Source organism: Arthrobacter sp. PAMC 25486, from assembly GCF_000785535.1.
In the GTDB taxonomy this organism is placed as follows: Bacteria; Actinomycetota; Actinomycetes; order Actinomycetales; family Micrococcaceae; genus Specibacter.
The window spans coordinates 3,543,380-3,554,773 of the sequence record NZ_CP007595.1 but is presented as its reverse complement, the minus strand read 5'-3'; the positions used below and the strand labels follow the sequence as shown (position 1 = coordinate 3,554,773).

9 protein-coding genes are annotated in these 11,394 nt (G+C 58.0%); 2 read left to right on the top strand and 7 right to left on the bottom strand.

The features are described from left to right. Positions 1–198 precede the first annotated feature (198 nt). The gene (locus art_RS16170; protein ID WP_253901383.1) at positions 199–1,386 is read right to left on the bottom strand and encodes a DUF726 domain-containing protein; all 1,188 of its coding nucleotides are present in this window, start codon (positions 1,384–1,386) and stop codon (positions 199–201) included. Between the two features lie 701 nt (positions 1,387–2,087). Here art_RS16170 and art_RS21190 point away from each other — a divergent pair. After that, a complete protein-coding gene (locus art_RS21190) occupies positions 2,088–3,002 on the top strand; it encodes a hypothetical protein (RefSeq protein ID WP_052136660.1) in 915 nt (304 codons plus the stop codon). 218 nt (positions 3,003–3,220) lie between these two features. Here the strand turns inward: art_RS21190 and art_RS16160 are convergent, their stop codons facing one another. The 3 genes from art_RS16160 to art_RS16150 form a co-directional block, all read right to left on the bottom strand. Further along, positions 3,221–4,108, bottom strand: coding sequence for an IS3 family transposase (locus tag art_RS16160; protein WP_301537969.1), 888 nt, complete (start codon positions 4,106–4,108; stop codon positions 3,221–3,223). A 5-nt stretch (positions 4,109–4,113) separates the two neighbouring features. Then, the gene (locus tag art_RS16155; RefSeq protein WP_038466473.1) at positions 4,114–4,404 is read right to left on the bottom strand and encodes a transposase; all 291 of its coding nucleotides are present in this window, start codon (positions 4,402–4,404) and stop codon (positions 4,114–4,116) included. 252 nt (positions 4,405–4,656) lie between these two features. Further along, the gene (locus tag art_RS16150; protein WP_157875308.1) at positions 4,657–5,376 is read right to left on the bottom strand and encodes a DUF6308 family protein; all 720 of its coding nucleotides are present in this window, start codon (positions 5,374–5,376) and stop codon (positions 4,657–4,659) included. A gap of 82 nt (positions 5,377–5,458) precedes the next feature. On the opposite strand from art_RS16150, the gene art_RS16145 reads away from it, so the two are divergent. Beyond that, positions 5,459–5,650 (top strand): hypothetical protein, encoded by a 192-nt coding sequence (locus art_RS16145; protein WP_162182068.1) that lies wholly within the window; start codon positions 5,459–5,461, stop codon positions 5,648–5,650. Between the two features lie 62 nt (positions 5,651–5,712). Here the strand turns inward: art_RS16145 and art_RS21185 are convergent, their stop codons facing one another. The 3 genes from art_RS21185 to art_RS16130 all read right to left on the bottom strand — a co-directional run bounded on the left by art_RS21185 (position 5,713) and on the right by art_RS16130 (position 11,247). Then, on the bottom strand, positions 5,713–6,699 hold the full coding sequence (locus art_RS21185; RefSeq protein WP_052136658.1) for a GIY-YIG nuclease family protein: 987 nt from the start codon (positions 6,697–6,699) through the stop codon (positions 5,713–5,715). 852 nt (positions 6,700–7,551) lie between these two features. Beyond that, positions 7,552–9,537, bottom strand: coding sequence for a hypothetical protein (locus art_RS16135; RefSeq protein ID WP_157875307.1), 1,986 nt, complete (start codon positions 9,535–9,537; stop codon positions 7,552–7,554). A gap of 780 nt (positions 9,538–10,317) precedes the next feature. Continuing rightward, positions 10,318–11,247, bottom strand: a complete 930-nt coding sequence (locus art_RS16130) for a hypothetical protein (protein ID WP_038466465.1) — start codon at positions 11,245–11,247, stop codon at positions 10,318–10,320. Positions 11,248–11,394 lie beyond the last annotated feature (147 nt).

The window sequence follows — 11,394 nt, the reverse complement described above, 5'->3', positions numbered from 1 at the left end:
TGAGATTGCAACAATGCAAGATACTAAATAGTGGCTGTTCTGTCTTCAAAAGTATGGGTTTTGTATGACGAGGTGGGAACCACCCGGCCGACTACTGAGCGACCTCGATCCGACCAGTCCGCAACCAATGCTGTATCACTCATTTTACGCCTAATTAGCCCCGAGTATGGTACGGATGCGGACCAGCCGTACTGGGCGTTATCTTAGGCTGACGGTCTTGAGATAGTCAGAATGCTCCTTCACCAGAGTCGATACGTCGATGTTCTGCACCTTGTCGGTGCTGGGAATGAGACCTACGCGGCCGGCGGCTTCTTTTCCCACCTCCACGATGGGGTAAGCGTAATGAAGGACGCTGTCGTTGATCGAGTGATAGTTGTAGACGGCTTCATCAACGGCCGCGGACAGGGCGTGGCTATCACGCTTGGCTCCTATGGCAGCTCCGAGGAAATGGGCTGCCTGAATCTTTGGCCCTCCCGGTTTGGTTCCCAAGGTCTGCGCGGCAACTAACATGGCACGAGCGCCTAGGCTGTGACCCACCAGGACGTAGGATTCCGCCTCGGTTCGGGCCAGCAAGTCGGCCACGATTGCACCGGTCTTCTCAGCGCGGTTCCTGGCAACGTTCCAGGGGTTCTTGACCACGTCCGCAGCCAACATTGCTGGTGCTATGGAGCCAAGTTTCTTTCCTGCCATTTTAGTGGCCTTCAACGCCGCTTCCCTCAACGCATTCACACCCAAGGCTCTTGCTGCACCTCCACCACCAAGCCACGCCAGATGCTTGAGCTCCTTGGACCCCCAGTGGATCCGGTAAACGGGTGAGTCTGCATAACGGCCGGTGATGACGTTCTCCCACCCGCCCCAACCCTTGCTGCCTTCGTTGAGGAATCCGCTGCAAACGATTACAGGTACGCCGGTCCCCCCTTGCAGCATTTCGATATGGAATGATTTGTCTTCGCTGATGTACGCATTCGCCACCGAGGCGCCAAGTACCCCACCCAAAGCGGATCCCACGGCCGTGACAACAAGTGTCCCGCCAGCCATGCCCAACCCACCTGCGGCCAATGACCCGCCTCCCAGCAAGGCCAGTCCATAACTGGTGGCGGCGGCGCCCGTGAATCCACCGATGGCGACACCAATGGCCCCGCCAATCGCCGGTGCCGCAACGTAGGCGACAGGAGTAACCGCAGCGACTCCCAAGGCGGCAATTCCCACAACCTTGGTGGCGCGGGCAAGATTGGGCTTGTCGTACTTTAGGAATTCCTCGTAGTTGTTGAGGGCACCCATTTTGCGGTCGGCCTTTTCGAAACCGGTAATTTCATGGCTGTGCTCGGCACAGTACGGTTGCACTTGGACGGCACCTGGCACGCGCACCGCCATGTTCTTGCACATGGGTCCCATGCAGGGCGAGCCCGGCGATCCGCAATCATCGCATACATATGTATTCAGTTGTGCGATTGCTCTGTTCACTCTCGAATGGTCGTGCTGTCCGAAGCATGCAGAGCACCATGCATATGTCTTCTCATCCGTGACGTCTTCGGCTACGTCGGCAATCCACTCGGCTAGTTTTCGGTGCTTCTTGGCACGTGCAGTGGCATTCTTCTGCTGAGCTTGATCGGGCAAGTTCACCGCGTCAAAACTGGCTTTCGCAAAAGCCCACGCATTATTCGCTAGAAGTCGATTGCTGCCGAGCCCTCCTGCACCCACTTGCGGTTCAACATCCGTGGTGAGGCCGGACAGCGTTAGTTCCTGTCCCTTTGGCGAGACAACGTGGCACTCCAAGCGATTCCCATCAAGGACTCGGGCCACAACTTTTGATTTCTGCATGTTCATCATCCCAATACCTCGACCACCCGGTGCGGTGGAGCAGAGCCCAATCATCGCACTCTCAAGACCGCAGACATTATTTGCGACTCCGATTACGCAAAGGTTAAGTCAGTAGTGCGGGAGCAGGTGCCGCAGGAAGCCGAGTTGGCAACGAGATAGTTCAGCAGGCCTGTTCGTTGGTCCCACTCCAAAAAGCCTGCATCCTGGATGCACATACTCGCGGCGCGGTACCCTCGTGCGCCATGGGGTCATGGCACAGTTGCGACATGAGATTTTGGTGGGCGACGCAAAACAAGAACTACGACGACGCGATCGCGGAGGGCACGCTGTGGACTTGTCCCAGACCTAACGGTCGCAAACTGGACAATGCACGGTCCTTCATCAAGGAGCTGAGTGCCGGTGACGTTGTCTTTCACCATGCACACAGCTATCTCCGAGCAGTCAGCGTCGTGACCGACGAATGGCGCAACGTCCAGCGGCCGCCTGCATACAGTCCTGCACGGACTGGCGAGCTCGACGAGGGCTGGCTGGTCAAGGTTCGCCCTGTGGCCACAGATCTCCAGATGCACTACACGGACGCGGCGAAAATAATCGAATGCGGGCGAAAGGATGCGCCCTTCCACCGTGGCGCCAGGCCCGCTGAACGATTCCTTTCCAGCCTGATTCAAGATGAGGGGCTGCACCTACTGGATGAACTCGGAGTTGCCGTACTAGAAACGGACGGGGCCTTCCTGGGCCGGCCAGATAACTGGTGGAGCGGCCAACATACAGACTCAGTCGCAATGACGACGCTTCGTACAGAGCAGGCTGACCTACGGCGGCACTTGTTGAACGGGAAAACCGCAGCGGCCTGCTCCATGTGCGGAAAGTCGTATCCATCCCGGTTGCTCATAGCCGGGCACATCAAGCCGCGGCACCGCTGCACCGAGGAAGAGCGCAAGGACTTTAAGGCCTGTGCCATGCTGATCTGCTCCATCGGATGTGACACATTGTTCGAGTGGGGCTACATTCAGGTCGACCAAACCGGAAGAATCCGCGCCGGCAAGGACCCGGAGACGTTGGCTGTCAAGGAAGCCGTCTCGGTACTGACGAGCAAACATTGCCTAGCATTCAACGCCCATACCGCCGCCTCTTTTTGGGACCATTCCGGACAACTTGAGCGTGTTGAGGCTCAACCATAAGACGCTAGGTTTGCCTGCCCGTATGCCGATTGGCGGATACCCACACTGTCGGAGGGATTCGAAGCAAGCCGCTTTGACCGACATCTCGACGCCCGCATGATCATCGCCAACAGCCCCACCGCACCCTAAGCGCCGGACTCCGGCCGAAGTCTACTCTTCACATCCCAAAGCAGTGAGGTGTGTCAAGGATCTGAGACAGTTGGTTAGTTTCTTTTGGGTTAGGCAGCAGCGAGTTGTTGTTGGTTTGGGGTGTTGAATTTGGCCATGGCTGTTGCTGGTGGCAGGCCGTTGTTGTGGGTGTGTGGTCTCCACCGGTTGTAGAAGGCCTCGATATAGCGCATGGTGGCCCGCCTGGCGTCTTGGCGGGTGTCGAAGCTGTAGTGGTGGTAGAACTCGTTCTTCAGGGAGGAGAACGCTGATTCAGCCACGGCATTGTCCCAGCACACGCCGGCGGCTCCCATGGATTGGCGGATGTTATTTCCGGTGCACCATTTGCCCATTTCACGGGAAGTGTATTGCGTTCCATGGTCGGAATGGAAAATTGCTCTAGGTTGTAAATGGCCCTTGTCTCTGGCCATTTCCAGTGCCTGGACCCACAGCGAAGCGCGCATGTGATCGGCCATGGACCAGCCGACGATCATGCGGGTGCACAGGTCGATGACGGTGGCCAGGTACAGCCAGCCCTCACCGGTACGCAGGTACGTGATGTCCCCGACCAGGCGGGTGCCAGGGGTCTCTGCGGTGAAGTCACGGCCGATCAGATCCTTGAATACCTGGTCCGGATCGCAGGGGGTGGTGGTGCGTTTGAAGGCGCGCATCCGCCTAGCCTGCCACCCGTTTTCAGCCATGATCGTGGCCACGGTTCCCACGGAAACAGCCACCCCCTCTGTGACCAATTTCGTGTGAACCATGCGGTGGCCAAAGATCCCGTCGGAAGAATCGAACATAGTCTTCACCTGATCGGTCAGCTCACGGTGGCGGATGGTTGTGGGCGTGTCAGTGGCATCGCGCCAGCGGTAGTACGAGGAGCGGGGCACATCCAGCTGCCGGCACATCCATGCCACTTTTTCTCCAGCGTTCTCCTGCTGCTGAACAAAGTGGTAGATATCATCTACCGTTGCTCCTTGGCGAAGAACGCTGAAACTTTTTTTAGGAATTCATTCTCCCTTTCCACTTCACGCAGCCGCACCTCCATGGCCTTGTATTTCGCGGCATCCACCGGCTGATCCGGCTTCTTGCCATCACCGCTTTGGCCTTCGCGGGGGAGCTTGACCCAGCGCTTGAGAGCGGTCAGTGAAATGCCGAGCTCAGCAGCCACCAAAGCCAGCGGGCGGCCGGAAGATTCAGCTAACGCAACGGCGTCGGCCTTGAACTCATCAGAGTAGGTTGGTCGAGAAGACATGGGAACAATCCTTTCAGGAACTGTCTCACATCATTAGAGCACCTCACAGCACCCGCGAAGGATCTGGAACAGGACTGGAGGGTTCGCTGCGACAAGATCGACAGCACTGGAGCAGTAAACGCCCCGGTCCCCTACCTCGGATATGCGCAGAACACCGTAGGACAGTCATTCAACGAGACCGAAAAAGTCTTCGTTGACCAGGCTTTCAAAGATCCAGCGACAAGTCCATAAATAGAATCGCTCGTTCCCAGCTCACTCGCTCCGGCCAGCATCCTGCTGACCTCGCGCTCCATTCATCCACAGTACAACGTCCAGAACGCGCAATAGCGACAAGTGCTGCTGCCCGGACGCAGCCCGAATAACCACAAGCCGATGGGTCAGCTCCTGCCCGTCTGAACCTTGGAACGCTTCCCACCATCGGCGCCATTGACCGCCGCTATCTGCCAACCCGGCCTGCGCCGCAACCACCGTGTCATAGACCGGAATAAGGTGCGGGCGCTTGCGGGCCAGGATCTTGCTGGCAGTCGTTTGACCAACTTTCCATTTGTCCTCATGCTGTCGCAGGACCTTCCAAAGTTGATCCGCCGGTGAACCGGCGTCAAGCAACCGCTCAAAACCATGTTCGGACAGATCCGATAGCTGCACACCAACAGGCAACTGTTCAAGAAGCCCGGTAATCTCGTCGACGAGAACCTCAACAATCCCGTATGCCGCCTGCCCCGGAACATCAACCGAAAGCATCGACACAGCCACTAGATCATTCGAGGTGATCCGATGCGGGTCAACCACGTCCCCGCCTCCGGCAAAGGTCTCAAACTTCGAGCCCGTGAATACCGGACGACCGTTGGCCTGCACGGCAAAGTACCGCCGAACATATTCAACGGCCGGATTCTCCCCAATCTGCTCCAGAACGCCAGCTGGCATCTCTTCCCTTTCGCCACACGACAGCCCCACAAAATACGTTGTAAACACAAATCTGCCACACACCACCGACAACCAAGTATTGTGACCGCACGACGGTCAAAACAGACTGTAGCCACCGGCCAGTTCTTGGTTGCAGTTGAAACAAGACGCCGCTGCCCCACCTGCAAGTCTGGGCGGCAAAGATGAACGAGCTGGCCGCCAGCAACCTGGCCGGGTCCCCACCAGTAGCAAGCTGGCTCCTGCCACTGCCAAGAACCTGGACCGCGAGGCAGCCCTCCTGGCATGGATTGAGGATGCACGAAAGCTGCTGCTGGTCGCGTAGGCCTCAAACCCGAAACAGCCTCTGGATTCTTTACGAGTCCAAGGGCTTCTTCATGTGGTGAGTCAGTCTTCGAGCCAGACGATCTTCTCGCCCATGGCTTCCAAGAACTGAGTAAACTCGGGCACGGTCAAATCCCCGTTGGCCGCTGCCCCTGCGATGGCGTCCTGGCGCGACCAGAAGGCCGTCGTGTCGTCGTCCCGAGTGATCGCATAAATCTGCATGTCCATATTGGCCAGCCTGGCAACCAAGCTAGCTCGGTCGATGTAAGAAGAAATCATGTCGCTGACCTCATCCCAAGCCGCTGAATACTCGTCCCGTGTCATCGGAGCCGCAGTCACCCCGTGGGTGCGGCCTTTAAGCCTGGGCAGAGCCAACATCATGGTCAAGGGGCCTCCCTCACCCCCGCCAATTCGATTCAGACAGAACGGCGCGTCGGCTGCTTTCTCAGCGCGCTCCTCAAGGGAGAATGGGCTGCTGCTGCGCACCGCATAAATGCGCGTAGTGTCCAAGGCTCGCAACTCGTCTACCGGGAAAATCGAGCTGTACGGGCTTCCGAACAGCAGTCGGTCGAAGCTCTTCCTGCCGGTCCAGTGCGTGCGTATGCGCTTCCTGATGTCGTCAGATTTTCCGATGTAGAACTGGCGATAGTCATCAAAAACCATGACGTACGCGCCGGACACACCGTCCCAATCCCGCAGCGACTCGACGGGGGTGAAACGCCTGTCTGTGGCCAAGACTTTTTGCAGCGCTGCCTCAAACTCGGTCGGGTCCAGTGTCTCGAAATGCGCCATCGACAAATCAAAATTCCGCAGAGCCCGGTCACGCTGCACCAGGAGGTACGCATCTGAATGTTCGGCATGCTCCTCATCACGGTACATCCAATCTGAGCCCTCCCACATTTCCTCGCTCATCTGCTCACGCCGATACCGCTGATGGGGCTTCCTGTTCGGGTAGCCGTAAAACCCCCTGGTCATTTTGTGCCCGAGCCGGTGCGCACGGATTCGCTCACCGAAGTGATCGGTGCCGGGAATCAAGGGCAATGTTTTCAAGGGGAGGAATCCTTTAGTTGGTGACGGCTGTGTTGCCCTCACCCTAAGCCACACCTCAGACACCTGGACGGTGGACTGTTTAGACGAGACTTTCCGGAGCAGGTGTGTGTCGAACGGGTGACAGACAAAATCATGAGCCCCGTGTCACCGAAGTGACGAGGTCACACACCAACTTCCCGGACTGGTGCTACCACCCGAGGCTATGTGCCAACACCGGCCAGGAAAGGCGGCAGTCCAGTCGCCGGGTCCCCTGGTGGACCGTTGGCATTCGAACCGAAATGGCCCGACCAACAGTCTGGCGAGGAAGCCGTACGGAAGGATCAATGAAAGCTATCACCGCAGGTCAGAGCATGTCGAGGGTTCAAGACTTGTCGACAGTTATCAACGCTTATGACCCCCGCTGTCCCGTCAGGGGTCCATTTCACGCTACCAATGGGCCATTTTGGCCTGTTCCTGCATGGCGTGATTGCAACAATGCAAGATACTAAATAGGCGTCTTTGCAACTTCAAAGGTATGAGTTTTGTATGACGTGGTGGGAACTCCCTGCCGACTGCTCCACAACCGCGAGCATAGCCAGTCAGCCCACAATGCTGCCCCCTATCATTTTACTCTTGATTCACCCGAGCTGCCCGGCTGGTCTCACAACCCATGGGATACGAGACTCTTCATCCGGCTTAGAGCGAATATGGCATTCTGATGCAGGACCGCCTTCAGCATTGTTCTAATTGGGTGTAAACGTGGATTTAGAGGACCCGCATGTCAGTCCGAAACAGACCTGTTGCCTTGCGCCGCCGTTGCCGACCGCGAACGTAACGACTGCAAGAACCCGCTCCCTCAGTCCTCATAAGCGTTTAGTCTTTGCGAAGTAGTCCGGTAATGCCGGCCAGCAGCAGGGCAGTGAGAACCCACGCGAAGCCCTTGAAAGCGGCAAAAAGCCCCAGTAGCCCAGCATTTCCAGTGACGCGCCACGCGGCGGCTTGTCCGGTTGCCGCCGCCGGGATGGCAGTGTCCACGGCAAACAGTCCTGGATTGAAACTCGGATAGCTGGGAGGGGTTACGGCCTCCCCAGTGACGCGGACTATTTCCGACTGGTTGCCGCTTACCACGGTGACTGTGGAAACACGGAGGTCCGTGGGGGTAAACGCTGCTGCGTTAAGGAAGCAGAGAACGACCACTGCGATCCATAAGGCGGTGAGCCAAATAAGAATTATTGCAGGATAGTAGCCATAGCCGACCAGCGCACCGTATGGCCATCGGACGAGCTTTGAGGTCCAAGGAGTCACCCGCGTTGTCCTTTTGGACGCCCGAAAGCGGAGCCGACGGCCGTCTTCGGGCTGTCCGATCTGGTCGTAAAACTTCGCCAGTTCCTTCCAAGGTTGTGCTTCGAATTCTTTGCGGCCAGCGATCCGGGGCGTGGTGTCAACCGTGTCAAGCCATGCGCAGGCACTATTGCGATCCGTCCGCAGGAATCCGTGAAGTGTGCCCACCGTCCAGCCATTGGCGCTCGAGAGGATCGGCAGTCCTTTGATCGGTTTCTTCTCCCCCACCGAGAGAACGCTGATGGACACTAAGGAAAGACGCATGGAGCCCTCCGCGTTGAGGGTGTCATCCAGAACGACGGTATCAAGGGTGGCATTTGAGAGGTCCAGTGCGTCCCCGCCAGGGTTTCGGAGCTTCGCGCCCTTTAAGTCAAGCTGGCCGGTAACCCGGGCACTGAGTGCCCGGACTTTACCCGAGGTCTCCAGCCCCTTCAGGACTGCATCGCCGTTGATTTCAGCCCCGTCCAGGATCAACGCGTTCCCGTCAGGGTTGTTGAGCTTCGCCCCAGTCAGGTCAAGCTGGCCGGTAACCCGGGCACCGAGTGCCCGGACTCCACCCATGGTCTCCAGCCCCTTCAGGAGTGCATCGCCGTTGATTTCCGCTTTGTCCAAGGACAACGCATCCCCACCAGCGTTGTTGAGCTTCGCCCCAGTCAAGCCAAGCTCACCGGTGATCCGGGCACCGAGTGCCCGGACTTCACCCGTGGTCTCCAGCTCCCCCAAGAATGCACCGCCACTGATTTCCGCCCCGTCCAGGGTCAACGCATCCCCGCCAGGGTTGTTGAGCTTCGCCCCAGTCAAGACTAGCTGGCCGGTGATCCGGGCACCGAGTGCCCGGACTTCACCCGTAGCCTCCAGCCGCCCCAAGAATGCACCGACACCGATTTCCGCCCCATCCAGGGTCAACGCATCCCCGCCAGGGTTGTTGAGCTTCGCCCCAGTCAAGACAAGCCGGCCGATGATCCGAGCACCGAGTGCCCGGACTCCACCCGTGGTCTCCAGCTCCCCCAAGAATGCACCACCACTGATTTCCGCCCCGTCCAAAGTCAATACGTTCCTGCCAGCGTTGTTGAGCTTCGCCCCAGTCAAGACAAGCTGGCCGGTGATCCGGGCACCGAGTGCCCGGACTTCACCTGTGGTCTCCAGCTCCCCCAAGAATGCACCGCCATTGATATTCGCCCAGTCCAAAGTCAATACGTTCCCGCCAGGGTTGTTGAGCTTCGCCCCAGTCAAGACAAGCTGGCCGGCGATCCGGGCACCGGGTGCCCGGACTTCACCGGCGGCCTCCATCCCCCCAAAGAATACGCCGTCACTGATTTCCGCCCCGTCCAGGGTCAACGCGTTCCCGTCAGGGTTGTTGAGCTTCGCCCCAGTCAAGTCAAGCTGGCCGGTGATCCGAGCACCGGGTGCCCGGACTTCACCGGCGGCCTCCATCCCCCCAAAGAATGCACCGCCATTGATTTCCGCCCTGTCCAGGGACAACGCGTACCCGTCAGAATCTTTGAGCTTCGCCCCCATTAGGCCAAGGCGCCCACCAATTTGGACGTCTACAGCATGAACTGCACCTTTTGTTCGGAGATTGAGGAAAATGCAGTTGCCAGCTATCCGCGTCGAATTTAGCGACAAGCCAGGTAGTACAACATCATTGAGAATAAGTTCCGGCAGGTGCGCCTGCTCGAACGACAGTGCGTTTTCAAACCGACAATGGGTAAAGACTAGGCGGCAGGGAAGCTTCAAATGATCGAGGTCAAGTGTCCCGGACACCAGTGCTCCGTGGATCTGTAATCCCCGGGGGTCAACCACGAGGTTCGGTTCCAGCAGTACTGCCCGGATGTCCTTGGCCGAAAGCTGACGGGCGGTGATCCCCTCCCCAGCATCAGGTGGATCCGCTTCGTCGTTCGGCAATCCCGGAGCTAGATTAATTTGCTCCCCAGACCTTGCCGCCTCGCGCAGCCGCTCCATCCACCCTACTACGTCCCCACGGTCCATCGTCATGGTCCAGTCATATCATTAGTCAGCAGAGCGCCACTAAACTGACAAACGCTCTGATTGGTTTAGGACGAACGTCCTTCGCTGATCGAATTGCTGGAATGAACTACTCTCAGATGGATTTGGACCCGCTAGTTCGTAATGTTGCTAGACGTCGTTAAACAAAATCGCTAGGGCCTGATTGGTGCCCCTGCGGGAGCGGGAGAAGGATGATGCTGCCAAAGTCACCTCGGACCCGGCGAGACTTGGAAGGGCGGGAGCAAAGTAGTGGCCGACCATACCAAAATAGGTCGATGCTATGCGAACAGGTCATTTCTCGATGCCTATTTCATCGAGGTCTTCGTCGTCCATTCCCGCCTCGCGCACGTTGATCCGTTCGTACACCTCCTCCAGCTCCTCCTCTATAACAGCATCGTCGGAGAATCTGGCGATGTTGTAGTTGAAGAAGTCAGCAGACGTATGAAGGAAGGCTGGGGAGACGATTTCCCCTAGGATCGGGAGGTCCTCATGCGTGTAGTAAGTGGCAACACCAAGAGTTGTTGACACCCACCGGACCTTCCGGAACAGGCTGAGCACCACACCGACCGATGGTACGTACATGGGACGCTCCAGGTCCTCCATCATCTTTCGAGCGCTTGATTCAAGCCCGTCGTCGGTCAACTCAGAGCCGATCGCGTGCGCCATGGCATCCTTGAGCGAGATTAGCCGGCGCACTTCCTCGGAAACAGATACTCTCGCGGCCAGGGCAGACCACTCGTTGTATGTGTTGACCTCGGCGTCGTCGTTCCACAGGACATCCAAATGCTCGTACCGCCCAGCTCCGCTGGCGAACCGCTCGACGGTGCCCATGAGATCGGGGTCGAGGCCATCCAACGGACGGACGAGGTATTTCGTCTCCCGTTTCGAGGGGCCAGGGCTCGACGGAGGCATGGATAACGCTTCAACGGCGTCGAGCAGGGTCCCGATCTTGTGCGAGTATTTGCGAAGGTTGGGGAACTTTCCGGTGGTCGCGTACCCGTTGCAGGCGATAGCCAGCTTGCAAAGGCGCTCCAATCCGGAAGCATAGGAGTACATCCCGACGTGAAGTGCAAAGTTGGAGTCTTTGCTGTCCCAGGGGAACAGGTCAGGGGCGGTAGGGACGGAGCACAACCTACTTAACCCGGTCAGAGCCAACTCTGTGGCGAACTGGGTTTCACCGACCAGGCTCTCCCAGACAACCTCGGGAATCCTCCCATTCATGCTGCGCCAGCTTGACCTGCATTGGGGCACGCCGCTCGTTTGAATCGACTATCCATGAACTGCAACCGACCATAGGAAAACTTCATGCGCAATGGTAAGCCACCTTTGAGCACCAACGGTCGATTCTGTCGCTTCCGCCGGCGGTGT

Excerpts from the sequence above, each read along its gene's own strand:
- art_RS16130 (WP_038466465.1), bottom strand. The coding sequence starts at position 11,247 with ATGAATGGGAGGATTCCCGAGGTTGTCTGGGAGAGCCTGGTCGGTGAA.
- art_RS21190 (WP_052136660.1), top strand. The coding sequence starts at position 2,088 with ATGAGATTTTGGTGGGCGACGCAAAACAAGAACTACGACGACGCGATC.
- art_RS16135 (WP_157875307.1), bottom strand. The coding sequence starts at position 9,537 with ATGGGGGCGAAGCTCAAAGATTCTGACGGGTACGCGTTGTCCCTGGAC.
- art_RS16155 (WP_038466473.1), bottom strand. The coding sequence starts at position 4,404 with ATGTCTTCTCGACCAACCTACTCTGATGAGTTCAAGGCCGACGCCGTT.
- art_RS16170 (WP_253901383.1), bottom strand. The coding sequence starts at position 1,386 with ATGTGCAAGAACATGGCGGTGCGCGTGCCAGGTGCCGTCCAAGTGCAA.